Raw genomic sequence first — 20,201 nt, forward strand, 5'->3', positions numbered from 1 at the left:
GATGCTGCTCGCGATCCTGGTCTCGCTCCTCGGTGGCTTTGGCGCAGGCTATGCGACGCGCGCGCTGCGGCCTCGCGAGCACGCAGAGCGTCATCCGTTCCACCGTCCCTACAGTCCCACCGCGTTCCGGCAGAACAGTTCATTGGCGAGGGCACGGCGTGCATTCTAAGGATTTACAACCGGCGTGCGGTTCTCGCGTTGCGGCTCGCATGGCGGCGGAGGGGAGTGAAGCATGACGGGATTTCGGGGAGACGCCATGACGAGCCCGACGTACAACGCGCCACGGCGGTATTTCGTCGACGGGGGAGGTCGCCGCGTCCTGATCGGCCTGACGCCCGAGGAGACGTTCGAGTTCGAGCGGCTCGACAGCGAGCAGGCGCAGGTCGCGCCCGATGCCGGCGAGCAGCGCAGGCTCGAGCTCTATGAGAAGCACGAGGGTGCCTGGAGGGCCTGGATGGCGCAAAGCCGCACCGAGCGGCGCGAAGGATTCAGCCTTTATTAACCATCGCGGGCCCATTTTCTGGTCTGGCGCCTCGAACCGGAAAATGCACGCATGTTTCAGCTCTTCCTGCGGGCCCGCACCCATAACTTCCTGAAAGACCGTTTCGGCGGAGAGCAGGTGTTCCGCGCGCGCTCGCCCGAGCGCGACGCCGAAACCGATCGCACCCGCATCGAAGCCATCATGATCGCGATCGATGACGCCCTGCATGCGGCGGAGCGCGAGCAGTCGGGTCTCAACCGCCGGGTCGAGGACGTGCTGGCGCGCGCCGCCGTGACGATCGGGAACGGCGACGACGAATATCTCGAGCGCGAGGCGCTCGACAATCACCACCAGGATCTGTTCGACAAGGAAATCCTGAACGGCCAGCGTCGGCTCAAGGAGCTCGGCGCCTCGATCGCCCATTTCAAGTTCCTGAAGGCGGCGATGCTGAGCCGTTTCCCGGACTACCGGCCTCCGGCGAGCCCCACCAACTGACGCTTGGTACGGCGCGCGAGCGAGGCCGCTAGATCGCGAGCATGCTGTTGCCCTGTATGGACAGCAGCGTCAGGTTTCCGGTGGCATAGGCCCCGGTATCGATGTTGGCCCGGTTCTCGAGCAGCTCGGCCTGCTTCACCGGCGTATGGCCGTGCACGACGTATTTGCCGAAGCGCCTATTGCTTTGCAGGAACTCGTCCCTGATCCACAACAGATCCTGCTCGCGCTGCTCGGAAAGCGGAATTCCCGGACGCACCCCTGCATGGACGAAGAAGAAGTCGCCGCACGTGAAGGTCGGCCGCAACTGGCGCAGGAACGCGATGTGCTCCGGCGGCATCACGGATGTGAGCTCGCGCACCAGATCGGGCAACTCGTCCTTGCCAAGGCCGGGCGCGGCCGACACGCCGTACGACATCAGGGTCTGGAGCCCGCCGAACTGAAACCATTCGGCGGCGCGGGCGGGATCTTCCAGCACCGAGGTGAAATAGGCCTCGTGATTGCCCTTGAGAAAGACGGTGTTGCGGCGGCGGCTGCGGTTGATCAGGAGATCGAGGGTATGACGCGAGTCCGGTCCGCGATCGATGTAGTCGCCGAGGAAGACCTCGATCGCGCGATATGGCCGGCTGTTCGCCATGTCCGCATCGATCACGGCGAACATCTGCTCGAGCAGATGGGCGCAGCCGTGGATATCGCTGATCGCATAGATGCGCACGCCGTTCGGTAGCTTCGGCCGCGGCGAATTTCGGGGCGCAATCATGGACATGGGGTGCAACTCTTTCAAAGAGCTTCGCCCGGGATGTCAATATGCTATCGGCGAATTTGGGTGTCCGAGCAGGTTTTTTTCTACCCCTGCCGGCAAGCCTGCGCCTGCCCGATCATTCACCAGCGTTGCGAATCACCCGTCCCCAAGCTTGCGCGAGGCTGGCCGAGTTGCCGCTGTCGAACGAGGGTGCGGCCTTGCCGCGATAGGCGGCCGCTCGCGCGCGGACCAGAACCGCGCCGCAGAAATAGCCAAGCTGGAGCACCGACGCGAAGACGAGAATCGTCACAACGATGTGAGCTGAATCATGTCCCTGCCAGGCGGAGCCCACACCGAGGATCGTCGCACCGAGAACGATGGCGGGCGGCAGGATGAAGATGCGGAATCGGCCTCCCAGCAACGATCCGATCAGCAGACTGAAAATGGCAACCGTACTCACGACGCAACTCCTCGAATTGGTCACGAGTGTTAATGGCCGCGGCCTAATAACGGCTTAAGCGGCATGGTTGAACAGCCGTTCAAATGCGCGCGACAATGCTGTGCGAAAATGACGCGATTTGGTGTGAAACGCGGCGTGATGCCTGCTTAATTGTCACGCGTGTGACAGTAGTTTGAGCATTGTTTTGCTGCGACGCTGCATTGCATGAAAATCGATTTGATTTTTTCGGTGCACTGCCGCAATGTCGCTTTGTTTAGTTAAGATATACTTCGGCGCACATCGAAAAAATTAGATCGATTTGCTCGCAATTCTGATTGCGAGTGGTGACGAGGCAGCGAGGTTCGGATGGCTGTAGCAACTTACGGTTCGGAAAACTATTATTCGGTTATCTCGAACCGACGCGGTGCCCTCCAAAGACCCCTGCAAGTGGCTTTGATCGCCGGAGACTTCGTCGCCGTACTGCTCAGCTATTTCGTGGCGAGCGGCCTGTATCGCGTGCTCGTGATCGAGCAGGACTCATCCGTCGGAGCAGGCTTGGTCGTCGGCGCGGTGTTCGTGACCATCGCTTACTTCCAGGGCGTCTACGATCACCATCGTCTGCTGAGCACGGTCTGGCAGCTGCGCAAGGCCCTGGCGGTCTGGCTGATCTCGCTGACCATTCTCGCCGTCGAGGCGTTCCTGCTCAAATCGTCCGCGGACCTGTCGCGCGGAACCACGCTGCTGTTCGCCGCGACCGGCGGCGTCGCCTTGGGCGGTCTGCGCGTGCTGTGGCGCCTGGCGCTGACCTCGAGCTACGCCAAGGGCCGTCTGGTGGACCGCAAGGTCGTGCTGCTCAGCCTCAAGCCTCTCGATTTCACCTCGACCCGGTTCAAGGATCTGCGCAAGCACGGCTTCAACGTCGTGCGACATTTCGTGCTCGATCCGTCTGAAGAGGGCGCGGGCTGGGATCACGAGATTCGCGACATCACCCGTCAGGCGCGCACGGCGGATGTGGAAGAATATCTCCTGGTCATCGACTGGGACGAGATGCCGCTTCTCCAGAAGCTGAGCCAGCATCTGCGCGTTGTCCCCCAGCCGATCCGCCTTCTGCCAGATTTCCCGATCGCCGATCTGGTCTCGCGTCCGTTCCAGCCCGTCAGCGGCACGGTCGCGATCGAGATCCAGCGCGCGCCGCTCAGCGTGTTCGAGCAGGCGCAGAAGCGCTGCCTCGACATCGGCCTTGCCTCGTTCGCGCTTCTGCTGCTGGCGCCGCTGCTGATCACGGCTGCGATCATGATCAAGCTCGATTCCAAGGGCAAAGTGATCTTCAAGCAGGCCCGGCGCGGCTTCAATGGCAAGCAATTCGATATCTGGAAGTTCCGCTCGATGACGGTGGCGGAGAACGGTCATGTGGTCACGCAGGCGACGAAGAGCGACGCGCGGGTGACCCGTGTTGGCCGTGCGCTGCGGCGGACCAGCATCGACGAACTGCCGCAGCTCTGGAACGTTCTGCGCGGCGAGATGTCGCTGGTCGGGCCGCGCCCGCATGCGCTCGCGCACGACAATTACTACGATCCGATCATCAGCAACTACGTGTACCGGCATCACATGAAGCCGGGCCTGACCGGTTGGGCCCAGGTCAACGGCTTCCGCGGCGAGACGCCGACCATCGATCTGATGGAAAAGCGGGTCGAGTACGACATCTGGTACGTCAGCAATTGGAGCATCTGGCTCGACTTCAGGATCATCCTGAAGACCGCGCTGGCGCTGATCCATCAGGAAGCCTACTGAGCCAGGCCGACGTCGGGCGCGCGTTGCCGCGCCCGACCCGCACGCCGCCCGTGCAGAGGGGAAACGGCCTGCATTTTGCAGCATGTGATTCGTTGCTGCCCCTTTGACGATTTGCCCCCCCAAAAACGCCGAGCCTTGCAGATTGAGCCATCGCCTCGCCAAGTTCGTCGCCTTGCCGTTGCTCGTCACCTGGGCGATCGCTGCCGCCTGTTCTCATGCGAACGCGTTGGAGTGGGGGGTCGGCGGACCGCCGCAAAAGCGCAGGGATCTCGCGCCGATCTTTCAGCTCATGAGGGAGCGCGGGCTCACGCAATACAGGACCGGTCTCAATCTGACGCAAGATGCCGAGCCGGGCGAAGCCGCGATGTTCCGGCAAACCATTGCGCTCGCCAGAAAATATTCGATCACGCTTCATCCTCTGATCAACTTCCCCTTCCGCTACGGTGACCGCACCGACAAGGGGCGGTACCCCAAGGGAGACCGGGACGCGCTCTACAGGCAGGGCTACGACCGCACCTACGCGTTCGTCCGGCAATTCAAGGACGATGTGTCCGACTGGGAGCTTGAGAACGAGATCAACCTGCTCGCGGTCGATTCCGACGGGAAGAAGCTGTTCGGGCGCGGGATGACCGCGGCGGACTTCGAAATGCCGGTGATGGAAGACTGGGCCCAGGTGTTGCACGGCGCATCCGATGCCGTCGACCAGATCAACCGCGAGACCGGAAGTCATCTGCGCAAGGTGCTGAACACGACGTCGACGATGCTGGGCTTCCTCGACTTCATGGAGTCCCGCGGCGTGAAATACGACGTGATCTCCTACCACTATTACGAGGTCGCGGGGCAGAACCCGCATCGGCACTGGAATGGACGCAATCCGCCCTTCGACCTCTTCAAGAAGCTGGCGTCCTATCACCGCCCGGTGACGTTCAACGAGGTCAATTGCGCCGAGATCTACAAGCCGGCCTATGGAAATCGGCCCGGCGATCCCCTGACGGAGCAATGCCTCCGCTCACTGCGGGACACCTTCCAGTATCTGAAGAACCAGAAAGACGTCGAGATCGAGAGCGTGATGGTCTACGAGCTGTTCGACGAGCCGCAGAAGAAGCCGCCGGAGAACAGGTTTGGTCTGATGTACGAGATCGACAGGCCCAAGGTTGCGCTCTTCCTTCTTTCGGAATTTGCCGGCGGCCGCCTGTCGGCTGAAGAATCGACTGAGTTGAGAACCAGGGGACTGTAGCTTTCGGTCTCCGTGCGAAGAAAAGAACCTGCAATGCCTTTACCTGGATCTGAGCGCGTCAACACCGAGAAGTCGGGCAGCATCTTGGGATTCAACGGGCTGCGCGGTCTCTCGGTCGTCCTGGTCTATCTCAATCACAAGTGCGGACTGCAGTTCTACTCGGGCAGCGTCGGCGTCTGGATATTCTTCATCCTGAGCGGCTTCCTGATCATCGGCGAGCTCAACAGGCAGCGAGGCAAGGTCGGGACGGCCGCATCCCGGCCCGCGGCGGAAATCGTCACCTTCTGGGTCAAGCGGGCGACGCGCATCTTTCCCGCATATTATGCGCTTCTCGCCATCCTGTTCCTGACCCGGTCCTATTTTCAGCACGCGGGGCCCGATCTCGGCTTCCGCTATCACGTCGTGTACCTGTCCAACTACTGGATCGGCAGCGTCATCGGCGGGACCGCTGGTCCCTTCGGCGTGCTCTGGACGCTCTCGGTCGAGCAGCAGTTCTACGTGATCGCGCCCTTCCTGTTCATCCTGCTTCCTCTGGAGCGCCATTTCGTCACCTGCATGAGTGTCGTCGTTCTCGGTGTGATCAGCCATTTCCTGATGTATTCGTCGGGCTTCAATCACACGGCCATCCATACCCTGTCGCCGTGGAATTTCAGCCTCATCGCGTTCGGCGGCGCGCTGACGATCTTGCATCTCCAGAGACGGGAATGGGCTCCGAACGGCAACGGCACGTTCGTCTGCCTTCTCATCGTCGGGTTCATGCTGTGCTCGAACGGCGTGATTTACGACGCCCCTTCGTATCTTTCCCCCGCGATCGACATTGCGATCGGGCTGTGCCTGGTCGCGCTGATCTGGTGGGTTCGCGCCAACCAGGACAGTATCTTTGTTCAAGCGCTGGAGTGGAAGCCGCTCGAGCATCTCGGGAAGATCAGCTACGGCTTCTATCTCGTTCACAACTTCATCCCGAACCCGCTCGGCAAGGCGCTCACGCTCTATGGCGGGATGTCGGTGCCCGACAGCGTGAAGATTACCGCGGGCGCAGCCATCGGCTTCGTCATCTCGTACGCTGTCGCGCATGTGTCCTGGAAGTACTTCGAATCGCCGATCCTGCGCAGCCGTCGCGGCCTGACCAAATTCTTCCTGCAATACCTGCCCGAAAATCCCTCGCAGGGCGTGCCGCGAACCGAGCTGAAATAGCCTAGCGGCTCATACGAAAGCCATCGCCATCGACTGGATAACAGCGATGGCGAATTCGCAGGCCCTTCTCCGCGACGAAATGCGAGAACAATTCCCGATCGGCTTCGGGCGCGGTGCAGGTACGTTCGAGCAGCGCGACGCGCGCCTCGGCGCCGGCCGCCTGATAGAACGTAGCTGCGCTTGGGAACAGGCGGGCCTGGAAGATATCGGCGAAGTCCTGGGTGGCGTAATCCCTGAGCTCGGGCGAGGCCGCATTGAAGGCGCGAAGCGCCAGTGGCGCGCGGATGAGTTGGAGCCAGGCCTCGTGTGGCGCGAAGCGATAGGAAAGACTCAGCAGTTCCGCTGTTCGCGGCCCAAAGCCGGCCTGGCGAATTTCGGCCCAGTAGCTGCCGAACCAGCCCAGTCCTTCAGTCGGCGCGCACGCCAGCAAGGCACGGCTCGTCGACGCGACGGCGTCTGCATCGAGGTCGGCCTGCTTCAGGTCGCCTGCGCGTGTCGATTCGTCGGCGATTGCGAGCTGGAGCAGCAGGAGTTCGCGCAGCGTCTTGGCGCTGCATAGGCGACGGGCGGATGGCAAATTGTCCGATACGATCCGTCTCAGGCGATCGACTTCATATCGCTCGCCGCGCGCGACGCGTCCTGCAATCTGCGGAACCGCGGGATTGGTCACATCCGGGGCGATAGCCGCGATCCACGCCAGCGCGGCTGCGGCCAGCGCGATGGTCGAGCCGCGCAGAAGCCAGCGATACGCGGTCCCCGCTGCCTGTGCCGCCGGCTCGGTGGCGCTAGGCTCCCTCGACATAGTAGCTGTTGTAGTGCGAGCCCTTATACGCCTCGATCCTCTTGAGCATCTTCGGATTGGCGCGATTGAGCACGGCGCCCAGAAGCTTCTTCTGAATGCCTTCGGAACTCGCCATCGACTCCTGGAGCGCGTTGCGGGTCGTACGGCCCCACTCGATGACGTAAACCATCGCATCGACGAGATGGCTGACAGCCTTGGCGTCGGTGACCGGCATCACCGGCGCCAGATCGATGACGATGTATTCGTATTCCTCGCGCACCACTGCAAGCAGGTCAGCCATCGACTTGGAGGCGATGACGTCTGCCGAGTTCACCATGCGCGATGCGACGACGGAGGGCAGGAAGTCGAGCCCGCTCTCCTTGCTGCGCTGGATATGATAGCCGAACGAGCGCGGATCCTTGAGGGCTTCGACCAGGCCGGTCTTGGAATGGGGGGCCAGCGCCCTCGTCAGCGAGCGGGTATGGAGGTCGCCGTCGATCAGTAGCGTGCGATGTCCGGTCAACGCGGTCAAATGACCGAAATTGGCGGCAACCGTCGTTTTTCCCTCTTTCGGCAAGGACGACAGGATTCCAATGATCTTGACCTCGCGCGACAGGCGCGCGACGTCGATCGACACCTTGATGTTCCGCAGCGTCTCCGCGAACCGCGAGAACGGGTGCTCGACGACGTAGCTGGATATGTTTCCTTCCGGATGATCTGCCGAAGCCCTCGCCGCGCGGATGTCGGGAAGAACGCCGAGGCATTTCACCCCGAGCTGATCCTCGACGTCGCTCGGAGATCGCAGCACGTCGCTCATCAGTTCCTTCGTGAAGGCTGCCCCGAAGCCGAAACAGAGACCGCCGAGCAGGCCGCCGACCAGCGCCAGCAGCGTCTTGGGCGAGCTCTTCTTGTCGGGTTTGACCGCCGTACCGATGATGCGTGCTTCGCTGATCGGGAAGCTCTGGTTCTGCGTCGCGTTCTGCAGCTTCTCGAGGAAGTTGTTGTAGAGGTTGCGATAGGTGTCCGCGGCGCTTTCGAGGTCGCGCAGCTTGACCTGCGCCTGACTCGTGCTGCCGGCCTGGGATACGAGATTCTTGAGATTCTCCTCAAGCGCCGTCTCGCGGCTCTTGGCGATCTCGTACTCGCTGCGATATGCGTCCGCGATACGACGGACCTCGTCCGCGATCGCCTTGCGCAGCTCTTCCATTCGGTTGGCGAGGTTGACGGCCGCCTGGTGGGTCTTGCCGTAACGGCTCGACCAGTCGGCATATTGCGCCGCCAGGTCGAGATATTGGGCGCGCAGGCGCGTGATCACCGTGTTGTTGAGTGCGTCCGTCACGGTCGGCTGCACGAGATCCTTGTCGAGCAGCGCCTCGATCCGGTCGAGGCGGGCCTTGGCCTCGGCGGTCGCGGCATGAGCGGCAATAAGCTGAGAGTTGACGTCCGCAAGCTGTTGCTCGCTCATCAGACCCCGGCTGGTGCCCACGATGTTGTTTTGCGCCTTGAACGTCTGCACGGCGCGGTCGCTCGCCGTCGCCTGTTCACGCAGCTCGGCGCTGCGTTGCTGGAGCCACTCGCCGGCGCGCTTGGTCGACTGATATTTCGCCTCCAGCGCGCCTACGATGTAGGCGTCCGCAATCGCGTTAGCGATCTGCGCAGCCTTGTTCGGATCGATCGAACGGTAGTTCATCGAGAGGACATAGGTCGTCAGCACGCGCTCGACCTTAAGGTTCTTCTGGAGAAGCTCGACCGCGCCGCGCTCGACCCGCTCTTTGCTCGGAGGACCGTCCGACCCGAACATCGAGATGACCTTGCCGATGACCAGCGGAATCAACCCGGGATCCGAGCCGTTGAACTCCGGATCCTCGGTGAGCTTCAGGCGACGGACGATCGACAGGAGGAGGTCGTCAGACTGGAGAATCTCGACCTGGCTGTCGACGAAGCCCGGGTCGATCAGCGCGTTGGCGGTTCCGCTGTCCTTGTCCAGTACCTGGGTTTGGCGTGTGTCCATCAGGATGCGCGCATTTGCCGTGTACATCGGCGTTGCCACGATCAGGTAGACGAGAACGATCGCGAGCGTACCGGCCACGATGGCGACGATCAGCGGCCATTGGCGGCGTACGATGTCCAGAGCGCGCTCGGCGCTGAGCGTCGTGCCACCGACCTCGATGGCATATCTCGGGCGTTGCGGAAACTGATCTCGTGGCTGAAACATCTCTGGGAATCTTGAGGTTGTCACTCGGGAAGGGGAACGGGTTTGAACGGGTCGGCGAGTTCGGTCTTCCACTCACCCGACATCAGACCGGCGCTTGCACCCGGACCCGCCGGTGCATTGCTGGCCGTGGCGGGAGCCGGGCTTCCCGGAACGGGCGCAGCCGCTGCGTCCTGATCCGTGAGATATCCTTTGAGGACGGACCCGTCGTGCAGCTTGGCAACGAATTCGCTGATCCGGCGCGCGACGTCGGGCTTGGTCGCGATGCAGCGCTCTTCGGCACGGTGAAGCCCGGCGCCGATTGCGACACGGTCGGCCTGGCTCGCCTGGCGCAGCATGTCCCGAACCGGATCGAGCGCGGCTATGTCGGTCACCAGCAATCCGGTGAGCCGGCCCGAAAGCTTGTCCCTGTCGTTCTTCGACTGTCGCAACAAAACCGAGGGGTCCGAGACGAATGCGCTGACCGCGGACGACGGCGCTCGTTCGGCGCGATCGACGCATTGAGCCTGTGCCGACAGCGTCGCAGACACGGCAACGGCGATCACTGCCGCGATCCGTAAAACCGGCAGGGAGCCACGCAACAAGCTATCGAGTTTGATTAGGATCGCGCTCATATCTCGTTGCAAACTAGCGATGACGTATGGATTTAGGCCCTAGGTCCTTGATGACCCAAAACTATGTCAAATTCTTGTGCGGCGCAAAATATAAACCAGTACGGACCAAATTGCCATCCTTGCCCGCTCTGCATCCCCGTTTCGCATGAACGAAATTCTTGCTGCGATCGGGCGCGGATTCGGCGAATGGTTGCGCGCGCTCGTATGCGATAAGCACGAATTTTAGGCAAGCGCCATGCCAAGGCCAAGCACCATGCCAAGGCAAAGGCGCGAGGGACGGTCTGGCAGACCATCGCCTCGCGCCTGTCGCAACCCGCGATTGAGGGCGGTAGAGCGAAACTTCGCGCGGTCTATTCGGAGGTCCGCAACATCGCGAGACGCGTGGCGCGCAGGCGCTCGCCATTCTCGTTGATCGCGACCCAGAAGCGCGGGTTGCCGGCGGACTGCATCGAGATCCACTCGTAATCCGCGGCGTTCCAGGGGCGCACCGAAGCGGAAAGATTGTCCAGAACGAAGTCGCCGTCGGCAAGTCGCGCGACCAGCACGAGATGGCCCTGGCCGCCATTGGTCAGGACCACTGCGAGGCGCAGTGCCGACTTGGGCCAGCCCATCTCGATCAGTTGATGACGCTTGGTGACCGCGTAGTCGTTGCAATCGCCGGCGGACGGCGAAAGGCTCCAGCGCGCCACCATCGGATTGGTCGATTTCTGCATCGGTGTGATCGACGCGTTCACCGAGCTGTTCACCTCGCGCAGCATGCTCATCGCCCGGTCGCCCGAAGGCAGTGTCCGGTCGGCGGCGTCGCTCGCGCATTCGCCGTCGTTGTTCATGCAGAACTTGACGAATTGCAGCGGCGCGAGCGCATTGTCGTACTCGCGGATGAACGCGCTCTTCGCCTGATTGAGCGAACTGTCGTTCAACATCTCGGCCTTGGCGGCGGTGCCGGTCGACGCGATCCCGATCGCGACCAGCGATTTGATAATCCAGCTCATGACATCCCCGTCTCGCGTTTTCTTTTTTGACGCTACGGGTATCTCACAAACGATTTGAGCTTTGGTTCCGCGGAAATTTACAATTGTAGCTAAATAGGCCGGTCACGGGACCGGCCTGGGAGGGGTGGTTAACGGTTCCAGCCGTCAGCGCGACGGGCTTACCGAGGTCAGAACGGCGGTCGACGTCGCCGCAAACAGCGTTTGCGTCTGTGACGCCGCACCGGGCCCGCTCTGGTTCGCGACCGTGGGTGCGGTCGAGCTTGCTCCGCCACCGCGTGCCTCCGCCGCGGTCGAACCAGGTCCGCCGCCGGCTGTGGTCTCGCCCGTCGGATCGGCGCCGTTGGTCGCTTCGGTCGGGATATCGCCGGTGATGCTGGTGAACGATTGGATCAGGTCGGGATTCTCGGTCTTGAGAACCGCCTCCTGGATCAGCTGGGCAACGCCGGGCTGCGACAGAACGCAAACCGATGCGGCGGTGCCGAGACCAGCGCCAATGGCGCGGCTTTGATCGGTGCTGCTGGCCTTCGCCAGCGAGACAATGCCATCGACTGTCTCGGGACGCGCGGTCAGAAGGTCGCGCACAGCCGAGGCGAGGCCGCCTTGTCCGTCCTTGAATTGGTCGAGCAGTCCGCCGGGATTGGCCAGAAAGTCGGTGGCGCGCTCGGCTGAAACAACGCCCGTGTTGGCAACGCAGCCCGAGCTGACGCCCGTTGCGCCGAATGCTGCCGGCATTCCGGCGAAAATTGCCAGCGCTCCGACGATCACGGTGAAGCGCCTACCAGAATTCCAGCTCATTGCCCTGCCCACTTCAATCAATTTGGCTTTAAACTTCAATTAATTTGACTTTAGCTCGACTTGCACGGATTTGCCACGTTCTTTTCGCATCTGTGATGGTAGCGATTGCGCGAGGCCGCACCCGACGATGGCTGCGAAAAACACGCCGTAACCGGGTATCTGCAACGAGAAATCGATGCAGCTATGTGCAACTCCCAATACAGCGACGCTGGCGCCGATCACGGGTATGTAGCGGTCGCGTTTTCGGCGCAAGCTTCCGGTAAACAGATGGTAAAGATACCAGAGGCAGGCCAGCGCGATGACGGCGAAGGCGGGGATGCCTAATTCGACGGCAATTTCCAGCGGCGTGCTGTGAGCGCGGTCCCAGATGCCGAGACTGCCGAGCGTTGCGGGTCTGATGGCGGGAAAAACAGCTTCGAAATTGCCCAGCCCGACACCGAGCAGCCGATGATCAGCGATGATCCCCAATGATGCCTGGTACGCAGCAAGCCGCTGCGGATCGATCAGCCCGTGTTCGACGATTCGCCCCGCCACGAGGCCGCCTACGAGCTGCAAGAGCACGAGCCCTGCTGCCGCTGAGCCGCCGAGGACCAGCCACTTCCGCGATCTGCCGAGCTCGAGCGGCACGAGATAAAGGATGATGGCCAGCACGAACGTGCCAACCGACAGCAGCAGACCCGCCCGCGATCCGGTCATGGCAAGCGCGATCGTGCAGATCGCGAATCCCGCACCGAGCGCCACCGGCGCGGAGAGGATTTGCTCGAGCTGCGATCGCCAATCCGGTTGTTCCGGCGGCCCGCCTTCCTGGCGGTGCATGGTGCGCAGAAGCGGCACCAGAAACAGCAGGGCGCAGGTGCCCCAGAACGTCGCCGCCGTGTTTCGATTGACGAAGGTCCCCGTGGCAAAGCCCAGGTAGGCTTCTTTCTGCCTGAACAGCACCATGTCCGGTGCGATCAGCTCCGCCAGAATTCCGTACAATGCGTACAGACATCCCGCCCATGCCAGTATGCGTAGCAGCGAGCGTGCGGCTCCCGCATCGCTTGCAAGAATCACGGCGCGCGTGAAGGCGAGCGACAGCAGCAAGACCGATCCGAACGCCAGCCACGTTCCGCGTGCGGTGACCGAGAGACGGTCAGGCAACACGAGGCCGAAAAAACGCCGCGGCAGTTCCCAGACCGCTGCTGATTCACTGGACGGATCGCTCCACGTTTGCAACGCCACGATGACAACCACCGCCGCGACCGCCACTGCCAATGGAATGAGCAACATGGCATTGCGACGGCTCACGGCCGAAAGATCGGCGGTCAGCAGGCTGCAGACGAGCAGAAAATTCCAGAAGCAAATCCACGCGAGGTCGAGGGATCCGAGCGGAAGTGGCGCCAGCACAAACACGGCTGTGGCGAAAAATCGCGATATCGCGCCCAAAGGCCCCTCTGTCATTCAACTCAGCCGCGATGGAGCTATCAGAACTTCGCGCGAGATCAAGTTAATGCGAGGCTAGGTCGTTGATGGCCATTCGCAACATTGCAAACAAGGCCGCAGCTCGCGCGTGCAGCCCTGATCTGTTCCAAACGCAATGCCCGTTGCCTCACGAAAGCTGAATTGAAGTCTATGAGCATGTCGTCGGAGCAAAGATGCCGACCGGCGTCTTGCTGCCGCATCTGTCGTGCACTGTCCTGGTCGAGATCGGCGCTTCGCGGCTCTTTTCAGTTGAATAAACCACCCGGTGGAGGCATTATATTGCACCGCAGCATTTCGCTTTGGTCGAATCGTAGAGCCTCTATCAAGTGCTAGCTCATCAAACAAAGGCGCACTACGTTCCGCTGGACAGCGTTCGTGGCCTCGCCGCCCTCTGCGTGGTCGTCCATCACTTCGTCGGATCGGATCCGCTCGCCGCTGCGCTGCCTCATCGCGCCTGGATCGACGTCGCGTTTTTTCACAATTCCTGGCTCTTCGTCGATTTGTTCTTCGTGTTGAGCGGCATCGTGATTTCGATGAGCTATGTTCAGTCCGAATTCAGCGGGTTCGACTTCCGAACGTTCACCTTGCGTCGTATCGCACGCATCTATCCGCTGCACATCGTCATGCTGTTCGCCTTTCTGGCGTTTCGGCTGATGCGGCTCACGCTCACCGAACTGGACCTGCTGCACTTCTCGACCAACGAGACGGCGGATCTCCAGGTTAACAATGTGTACTCGTTTGTCGCGAATGTGTTCTTGCTCCATGCTATGGGCGTGCTCGACTATCTGAGCTGGAACGGCCCGAGCTGGAGCATCAGCGCGGAGTTCTACACCTATCTCGTGTTTGGCGCCGTCGTCGTCCTGTCGCAGCGCCTTGGCTACATCAAGCTCGTCTATGTTTTCAGCGCCGTGCTGGCCGTGATGGGCGCGGCTCTCATTATCTTCGTGCTCAAGAATGAAACGCTCGACTTCCAGACCAACGCCTTCACCCGATGCTTCCTGGGCTTCTTCGTCGGCGTGCTCACGCTTCGTTTCGTCTCGGGAAAAGGTCGTTCAGTGAGCCCCTTCGTTCAGTCGGCCTGCCAGATCGGCGCGGCCGTCGTCGCCATCGTGCTGGTTTCCGTCGTCGGCTTCGACGAACGGCTCAGCTTCGTGGCGCCGATCGTTTTCGGCGCCCTGCTGGGCTCGCTGATGGCGTTTCCGGAGCGGCTCCTGCCGAAGCTGCTGTCCGTCCGTCCGCTGGTCTGGCTGGGCAAGCGCTCCTATTCGATCTACATGACGCATGCGCTGATACTTGTCCTCATCCAGTACTTCGCGCGTGGCGTAGGCACCGGGCGCCTGCAAATCGTGGACAACATTCTTCCCGGACTGGCAGCCTCACTGCTGCTCGCCGTCTTCGTGGCCGCCGTGCTCGTGCTCTCCAACCTCACCTACCTCTGGGTCGAGATGCCGGGGTCGCGGTTCGTGCTTCGGCTTTTCGATCGCCGCGCCGTTCCCGCTGTGGCCGCCGCGGAGTGACGGGCATGTCCAGCAACTCTTCGGCTCTACCGAGGTCGGACTGGCGCATGGTCGATCCCGTGGCCTTGCCCCGGCATCACCAGCAGGAGGGCAGTGCATTCTTCAGTCTCGAGGCAATCGCGCTCTTGCTTTATTTCTACCGCGATGCGCTCGCAGGCGCGCTGCGCTATTATCTGGCCGTTCTCAAAATCAGCCCGCTGTGGTTCCTGCCTGACATTTTCGCGCTGGTCTGCATTTTTGCCTTCGTGCAGCGCTACGTCCTGATGGGACGTAACATCGTCGCGATCCTCACGCTGTTCTACATCTGCTTTGCGCTTTACCTCGGATACGTGTTCCTGGGCTATTTCAGCGGCATGATGTCGTCGTTCAAGATGATCGCGCCGGTGTTCGTCGGCTTCTGCTTCTGCGGGCGCAATTTCGGCGACTACGATCGACTGCTGCGGTGGCTTCACCCGATCTTCTACCTGACGATCGTCGGGATCATATTGTCGTCCCGCATGCAGTTGCCTTGGGTGGGATATGCCTACGAGACTTTCGGCACGACGCGGCAGGCGACGCGGCTGTGGTGGTCGGCGTCCGAGACGCGCCTCGCCGGACTTGCCGCCGACAGCACGATGGCCGCATTCTTCGTGTTCATTTCGTTCACGATCAGCTCGGTGCGCCGGAGCCTGCTGTGGTGCCTGTTCTGGGCGCCCATCGGTCTCTACGCCATCAAATTGACCACGAACAAGACCTCGCTCGGCGTGATGGTGATCTACATCGCTTGCCTGATCATCGTTCGCCTCGTTCCCGAGCGTGAGAAGTTTCCCATGCTCCGGCGCATGGCGCTGCTGTCGTTCCTGTCGATCCTCGTGCCTGCGGTGCTGATCGCCCTGTTCTCCGGCAACGGGCTTGTCAGCATGTCGCGCGGCCTGTTCAGCCTGCAGGACCGCGTCAACAACAGCTGGCAGTTGCCGTTCGTCTACATGGCTGAGCTTATGCCGGTCGGCTTCTTCACCGGCTGCGGCCTCGGTTGCTTCAACTATCCGCAGCTGCTGTTCTCGAACAAGCTCAGCTATTACGTTCCGGTGGATAATTTCTACCTCGGCACCTACCTGATGTTCGGGCCGATCTTCGTGTTGTTCATGGTCATGGTCATCCTCGCGGTCGCAAGGACCAGGGACATCTACAAGCTGTCTTTCGCGGTCGCCATGAACCTCTTCACCATCACCGTTCTGGCCTATGGTCCGGCAAGCGGCTTGATCATGCTCGGCGTCGCCTTCAGCGAAGTCTTCGCCCGAGAGAGACGTGACGAGACCGTCGCGGACGCGGTGCCGCTCGCGCCTGACGTCGACGATCTGGTTTCTCGGCCGGCATGATCGCGATGTTGCCGCATGCAATGAGCTGCAATGCGCAGCACGGGCTCTGGTCCGCAACTTTCCTTCGTCTTGATATCGGATCGCGGCGGTGAGCGCAGACAGCAAGAATTTCGTGGAGGCGATCCAGGGGCTGCGCGGCGTCGCCGCGCTCACCGTGCTGATCGTCCATCTTCAGGACATGCCGCTTCTGGCAGGTTTCCTGCCTCCGATCTGGCCGTGGCTGGAAGCGACGGTCAACATGGGCGGGCACGGGGTCGAGCTGTTTTTCATGATCAGCGGCTTCCTTATTCCGGCGAGCCTGATGCGTCACCGCAGCGTCGGGAAGTTCTTTCTCGATCGCGCCCTGCGAATCCTGCCCGTGTTCGTGATCCTGCACCTGATCCTGTTCACGGCAGGCCCCCTGGTTGGCTACAAGTTCTTCAAGGGAATCGATCTGCCGACGTATCTCAAGCTGTTCTTCGTCAATCTGGCGTTCCTGCCGGACGCGCTGGGATTGCCGATCGGCCAGCAGAATGCGTGGACACTGAGCTACGAATGGGCGTTCTACATTCTGTTCGCGGTGATCTTCGTGATGTTGGTGCGGCGGAGGAACTGGCTGCTGGCGGCGCCGTTCATCCTGCTCGGTCTCGCGGGCATCGCCTTTCGGCCGATCGCCGCGTTCTTTCTGGTCGGGCTGTTGTTCAGCCTGATCGATTTGCGGATTCGCGTCGTCGGCTGGCCCGGATTGCTGGCGGGCATCCTTTGTGGGATCGCAATGTACGTGTCGATCGAATATGCGCATCCGCTGGTCGGGCTGTTGCCGGGCGCGCTGCTGTTTGGAATGGTCCTTGCTCCGGACTCCGGTATTGCCGCCGCTTTGAGCGGCAAATTCCTGCAGTTCCTCGGAAAGATCAGCTATAGCCTCTATTTGGTCCATCCTTTTGCGCTATTTCCGTTGCAGGTCATCGGAGTGAAGTTGGCCGCGCATGGCGTCAATCTCTGGCTCCTCTGGGCCGGGTTCGCGGGCCTCGGCCTGATTGCCGCACTGATAGCGGGGACGGTCAGTTACGAGCTGATCGAAGTGAGACTCCGCCGCTTGCTCGATCCGGCACTGCGGGGCCTGTTGTTCGGAGTGCACCGTGAAGCTCGCTATGTCGCCTGAGCGCATCCCTTCGCAATCGTTTCAGCCGGATCACTTACGAGAGACGTCATGATCATCAAGAATCTGCTCTCGATGTCGAGCGTGAACGTCGTGAAGTCGGCCGTTCAGTTCCTCATCACGCTGCTGATCACCTATTTCGTGACGCCCACGGAATTCGGGCTCGTGGCGTTTTCGCTGCCCTTCATCGCCTTCATCTCCATGCTGACCGACCTTGGGCTGTCGAGCGCGATGATCCAGCGGACGTCGCTCACCAGGGAGGAAGCCGGCGCGGCGACGACTCTGATGGTCGCGATCGGGATTGGTTGTGCTCTGGTGCTGGCCGCCGCCTCGAAACCGCTGGGGGCTGCCGTCGACATGCAGGGGCTGCCGTCCGTGCTGGCTGCTCTCTCCGGTTCGGTCGTCTTGTCCATTTCCGCGATGGGGCCGCGCGCGGTCCTGGAGCGCTCCCTGCAATATAAGACCATCGCCTTGATCGAAGCCGGCGCGGCTCTGGCTTCCGCGACGGTGGGCGTGGCCGGAGCGCTGCTCGGATGGGGGATCTGGGCGCTGATCGCATACTATGTCCTGATGCAGGCGGTGCGCGCCGTCGCTTTCTATGTGAACACCAGGCGCCATATCCATCTGTCCTTCAAATGGCGCGGCGTCGCGCTGATGCTGTCGTTCGGCGGTTGGGTGCTGGCCTCGAACGTCCTCAACTTCACTGCGAGAAACGTCGGCAATCTCATGATCGGCGCCAAGCTCGGCGCGGCGGCGGTCGGCCTGTTCGGTCTCGCCTTCCAGTTCATGACGCTTCCGCTGATGATCCTGTCATGGCCGGGCGGCGGCGTTCTGATGGCCACCCTGAGCCGGATGAACGGCGAGCGGGAACAGGAACGGCGCCGGTCGGCGATCTGCGCGGTGCTCGGCATGACCGCGATGATCACATTCCCGGCGATGATCTACCTGACATTCGGACTGAAATATCCCGTTGCGACGTTCCTCTCGCCGCATTGGCAGGAAGTCCTGCCGCTGATTGCCGTCCTCGCGCCCGCAGGCGCGGCACAGTCGATTGCGGCCTATGCCGGGCCGATTCTGCTGGCTCACAACAAGGCCCGGCTTCAGTTCTGGGCGAGCACCGCCAACAGTGCCAGCATGATCCTTGCCTTTGTCGTGGCGTTGCCGTTCGGGCTCACGGCTGTGGCGGTCGTGTACCTGATCGTATCGATCCTCGTTTGCGTCCTGATGCTGATGATTGGCGCCCGCAACTGTGCGATCTCCTATGCCTCTTTGTTGGGCGCCCTGATGCCGGCCACCGTCGCCACCGCGCTCGGCGCATTGTGCGCGGTCGTCGCCACGAAGGGAGACGTCGCAAGCCTGTCACATTGGCTGTTGGCGACGGCCGTCTATGCGCTGATCGTGCTCGGCAGCTACGTGATATTCAGGCGTCGTATCTGGAACAGCATGCAGTCGCTGCTCGGCGGCTCGGTTCCGTCGATACAGGCGAATGTTTCCTCGGCAGGTTAGTAGAGATCGTTTGATGTCATCAGTTGAGGGAATGAGCGGCAAGTCCCAGGCGGGAATTCCGTGGCGCGAGGACCTGATGGCAAACACCGGCAGGTCCGGTGTGGGTGCCGCTTTCGTCGCCATGCTGACGAGCCCGGGCTTTGCCGTGATCACGACCTGGCGCATCGCCAAGATGTTGCGATTCCAGACACGCTGGGGACATCAGATCACCTGGCTGCTCGTGCGGGCGCTGATGCGGCGCGGCTGCTACATCTCGGTTCTCGCGGAGATCGGTCCAGGGCTGATCTTGCCGCATCCGACCGGCGTCGTGATCGGCGAGGGGGCGCGGATCGGTCGTTCCGTGATGCTTTATCACAACGTCACGCTCGGCCGGCGTGCCTGGGATGAACCGGGTTGCCCGACCATCGGCGACGGCGCCGTCATCTACACCGGTGCCGTGATCGTTGGCCCGACTTCGATTGGTGCGGGAGCAAACGTTGCCGCCAACGCGGTCGTGACGCGTGACGTCCCGCCGCATTCCGTCGCCGCGGGAGCACCCGCGCGGATCGTGCGCTCGGAAGCACCAGGTCGCCTGCGCGCCTGACGGACCGCGAACCGACGGCGAGGTTCCGGCGATCCGCGGTTGGTCCGCCGGTTCAACCCGGTCACAATTCTGATTGCTTGCCATGTATAGTTGTGTCTGGAAACGTCTCGGACACAGGAAGCAAGCCCATGTCGTCGATCATTACCGATTTTTCGCAAGTCTATCCCTATCTCGACGGCTCCAAGTTCAAAGACACCATCGTCGTACAATATCGGGGCGATGGCGACGTCAAATACAGATGCGACGTCCTCGTGGACATCTGTCGGGGCAAGCGCGTCCTGCATGTCGGATGCTGTGATCATCTGCCGCTCATCAAACGAAAGATCGACAACCGGGACTGGCTGCATGGCCTGATCACCGAGTGTTCCGAATACACCGTCGGCGTCGACATCGATGCGGATGCGGTGCGGGAGGCGTCGCGGATTTCCGGGCTCGACAACATGGTCGCGGGCGACGTGACGTCCGGCCAGAAGATCGAGGCAATATCCGGCCGGAAGTTCGACATCGCCGTGTTTGGCGAAGTCGTCGAGCACATTCCGAATCCGGTCTCGTTCCTGTCGCGCTTCAGGGAGAATTACGGCGACGTCGTCGATCAGATCGTGATCACCGTTCCGAACGCCTTCAGGGGTGGCAACATCAAGGGCATCTTGAAGAACGTCGAGACGATCAACAGCGATCACCGGTTCTTCTTCACGCCCTATACGATCGCCAAGGTCGCAATCGACGCCGGCTATGCGCCGGTCGAGGTGAAGATGGCCACCTTCATGCGCGCCGGAAAGCTGAAGTCGATGCTGCTGCGGCGGCTTCCGCTGCTGGCCGAGGATATCATCTTCATCGGTGCGGCCACACCCGCGCGGCCGCACTGACC

General features: G+C 61.7%; 19 protein-coding genes. 11 read left to right on the forward strand and 8 right to left on the reverse strand.

The window, feature by feature from the left end:
• Positions 1-256: 256 nt before the first annotated feature.
• Positions 257-502, forward strand: coding sequence for a hypothetical protein (locus IVB46_RS41275; protein ID WP_063985233.1), 246 nt, complete (start codon positions 257-259; stop codon positions 500-502).
• Positions 503-553: 51 nt separating this feature from the next.
• Complete coding sequence (locus IVB46_RS41280) at positions 554-976, forward strand: hypothetical protein (protein ID WP_028159056.1); 423 nt, start codon at positions 554-556, stop codon at positions 974-976.
• Between the two features lie 28 nt (positions 977-1,004).
• Here the strand turns inward: IVB46_RS41280 and IVB46_RS41285 are convergent, their stop codons facing one another.
• Complete coding sequence (locus IVB46_RS41285; protein ID WP_028154250.1) at positions 1,005-1,739, reverse strand: metallophosphoesterase family protein; 735 nt, start codon at positions 1,737-1,739, stop codon at positions 1,005-1,007.
• A gap of 112 nt (positions 1,740-1,851) precedes the next feature.
• Positions 1,852-2,175 carry a hypothetical protein gene (locus IVB46_RS41290; protein ID WP_167768126.1) on the reverse strand — a complete coding sequence of 108 codons (324 nt, stop codon included), beginning with the start codon at positions 2,173-2,175 and terminating at the stop codon, positions 1,852-1,854.
• Between the two features lie 345 nt (positions 2,176-2,520).
• On the opposite strand from IVB46_RS41290, the gene IVB46_RS41295 reads away from it, so the two are divergent.
• The 3 genes from IVB46_RS41295 to IVB46_RS41305 all read left to right on the forward strand — a co-directional run bounded on the left by IVB46_RS41295 (position 2,521) and on the right by IVB46_RS41305 (position 6,376).
• On the forward strand, positions 2,521-3,945 hold the full coding sequence (locus tag IVB46_RS41295; RefSeq protein ID WP_249807775.1) for an undecaprenyl-phosphate glucose phosphotransferase: 1,425 nt from the start codon (positions 2,521-2,523) through the stop codon (positions 3,943-3,945).
• A gap of 142 nt (positions 3,946-4,087) precedes the next feature.
• Positions 4,088-5,182, forward strand: a complete 1,095-nt coding sequence (locus IVB46_RS41300; protein WP_247314545.1) for a hypothetical protein — start codon at positions 4,088-4,090, stop codon at positions 5,180-5,182.
• Positions 5,183-5,215: 33 nt separating this feature from the next.
• Positions 5,216-6,376, forward strand: coding sequence for an acyltransferase (locus IVB46_RS41305; RefSeq protein ID WP_085402142.1), 1,161 nt, complete (start codon positions 5,216-5,218; stop codon positions 6,374-6,376).
• Position 6,377: 1 nt separating this feature from the next.
• Here the strand turns inward: IVB46_RS41305 and IVB46_RS41310 are convergent, their stop codons facing one another.
• The 6 genes from IVB46_RS41310 to IVB46_RS41335 form a co-directional block, all read right to left on the reverse strand.
• On the reverse strand, positions 6,378-7,178 hold the full coding sequence (locus IVB46_RS41310; RefSeq protein ID WP_247314543.1) for a hypothetical protein: 801 nt from the start codon (positions 7,176-7,178) through the stop codon (positions 6,378-6,380).
• Positions 7,162-9,372, reverse strand: coding sequence for a GNVR domain-containing protein (locus IVB46_RS41315; RefSeq protein ID WP_063985227.1), 2,211 nt, complete (start codon positions 9,370-9,372; stop codon positions 7,162-7,164). The genes IVB46_RS41310 and IVB46_RS41315 overlap by 17 nt, the downstream gene beginning before the upstream one ends.
• A 20-nt stretch (positions 9,373-9,392) precedes the next feature.
• Positions 9,393-9,914 (reverse strand): hypothetical protein, encoded by a 522-nt coding sequence (locus IVB46_RS41320; RefSeq protein ID WP_247314542.1) that lies wholly within the window; start codon positions 9,912-9,914, stop codon positions 9,393-9,395.
• 419 nt (positions 9,915-10,333) lie between these two features.
• Entirely contained in the window at positions 10,334-10,975 is a 642-nt protein-coding gene (locus IVB46_RS41325; protein ID WP_247314540.1) for a transglutaminase-like cysteine peptidase, read from the reverse strand.
• 144 nt (positions 10,976-11,119) lie between these two features.
• Positions 11,120-11,770, reverse strand: coding sequence for a hypothetical protein (locus IVB46_RS41330; RefSeq protein ID WP_247314538.1), 651 nt, complete (start codon positions 11,768-11,770; stop codon positions 11,120-11,122).
• A 39-nt stretch (positions 11,771-11,809) separates the two neighbouring features.
• Entirely contained in the window at positions 11,810-13,210 is a 1,401-nt protein-coding gene (locus IVB46_RS41335) for an O-antigen ligase family protein (RefSeq protein WP_247314536.1), read from the reverse strand.
• A 347-nt stretch (positions 13,211-13,557) separates the two neighbouring features.
• Between IVB46_RS41335 and IVB46_RS41340 the strand changes: the two genes are divergently transcribed.
• The 6 genes from IVB46_RS41340 to IVB46_RS41365 all read left to right on the forward strand — a co-directional run bounded on the left by IVB46_RS41340 (position 13,558) and on the right by IVB46_RS41365 (position 20,199).
• A complete protein-coding gene (locus tag IVB46_RS41340) occupies positions 13,558-14,748 on the forward strand; it encodes an acyltransferase (RefSeq protein ID WP_247314534.1) in 1,191 nt (396 codons plus the stop codon).
• 5 nt (positions 14,749-14,753) lie between these two features.
• On the forward strand, positions 14,754-16,106 hold the full coding sequence (locus IVB46_RS41345) for a hypothetical protein (protein WP_247314532.1): 1,353 nt from the start codon (positions 14,754-14,756) through the stop codon (positions 16,104-16,106).
• An 88-nt stretch (positions 16,107-16,194) separates the two neighbouring features.
• Positions 16,195-17,247, forward strand: coding sequence for an acyltransferase (locus IVB46_RS41350; RefSeq protein ID WP_247314530.1), 1,053 nt, complete (start codon positions 16,195-16,197; stop codon positions 17,245-17,247).
• Between the two features lie 48 nt (positions 17,248-17,295).
• Positions 17,296-18,750 carry a lipopolysaccharide biosynthesis protein gene (locus IVB46_RS41355; RefSeq protein ID WP_247345482.1) on the forward strand — a complete coding sequence of 485 codons (1,455 nt, stop codon included), beginning with the start codon at positions 17,296-17,298 and terminating at the stop codon, positions 18,748-18,750.
• A gap of 13 nt (positions 18,751-18,763) precedes the next feature.
• The gene (locus tag IVB46_RS41360) at positions 18,764-19,333 is read left to right on the forward strand and encodes a serine acetyltransferase (protein ID WP_247314526.1); all 570 of its coding nucleotides are present in this window, start codon (positions 18,764-18,766) and stop codon (positions 19,331-19,333) included.
• Positions 19,334-19,461: 128 nt separating this feature from the next.
• Entirely contained in the window at positions 19,462-20,199 is a 738-nt protein-coding gene (locus IVB46_RS41365) for a methyltransferase domain-containing protein (protein WP_247314524.1), read from the forward strand.
• The last annotated feature ends 2 nt before the right edge of the window (positions 20,200-20,201 follow it).

Origin of the sequence: Bradyrhizobium sp. 61 (genome assembly GCF_023073075.1) — a bacterium.
Classification (GTDB): domain Bacteria; phylum Pseudomonadota; class Alphaproteobacteria; order Rhizobiales; family Xanthobacteraceae; genus Bradyrhizobium; species Bradyrhizobium barranii.

Coding starts and splice junctions, on each gene's coding strand:
- IVB46_RS41275 (WP_063985233.1), top strand. CDS start 257: ATGACGAGCCCGACGTACAACGCGCCACGGCGGTATTTCGTCGACGGG.
- IVB46_RS41280 (WP_028159056.1), top strand. CDS start 554: ATGTTTCAGCTCTTCCTGCGGGCCCGCACCCATAACTTCCTGAAAGAC.
- IVB46_RS41285 (WP_028154250.1), bottom strand. CDS start 1,739: ATGTCCATGATTGCGCCCCGAAATTCGCCGCGGCCGAAGCTACCGAAC.
- IVB46_RS41295 (WP_249807775.1), top strand. CDS start 2,521: ATGGCTGTAGCAACTTACGGTTCGGAAAACTATTATTCGGTTATCTCG.
- IVB46_RS41305 (WP_085402142.1), top strand. CDS start 5,216: ATGCCTTTACCTGGATCTGAGCGCGTCAACACCGAGAAGTCGGGCAGC.
- IVB46_RS41310 (WP_247314543.1), bottom strand. CDS start 7,178: ATGTCGAGGGAGCCTAGCGCCACCGAGCCGGCGGCACAGGCAGCGGGG.
- IVB46_RS41315 (WP_063985227.1), bottom strand. CDS start 9,372: ATGTTTCAGCCACGAGATCAGTTTCCGCAACGCCCGAGATATGCCATC.
- IVB46_RS41325 (WP_247314540.1), bottom strand. CDS start 10,975: ATGAGCTGGATTATCAAATCGCTGGTCGCGATCGGGATCGCGTCGACC.
- IVB46_RS41330 (WP_247314538.1), bottom strand. CDS start 11,770: ATGAGCTGGAATTCTGGTAGGCGCTTCACCGTGATCGTCGGAGCGCTG.
- IVB46_RS41335 (WP_247314536.1), bottom strand. CDS start 13,210: ATGACAGAGGGGCCTTTGGGCGCGATATCGCGATTTTTCGCCACAGCC.
- IVB46_RS41345 (WP_247314532.1), top strand. CDS start 14,754: ATGTCCAGCAACTCTTCGGCTCTACCGAGGTCGGACTGGCGCATGGTC.
- IVB46_RS41355 (WP_247345482.1), top strand. CDS start 17,296: ATGATCATCAAGAATCTGCTCTCGATGTCGAGCGTGAACGTCGTGAAG.
- IVB46_RS41360 (WP_247314526.1), top strand. CDS start 18,764: ATGTCATCAGTTGAGGGAATGAGCGGCAAGTCCCAGGCGGGAATTCCG.
- IVB46_RS41365 (WP_247314524.1), top strand. CDS start 19,462: ATGTCGTCGATCATTACCGATTTTTCGCAAGTCTATCCCTATCTCGAC.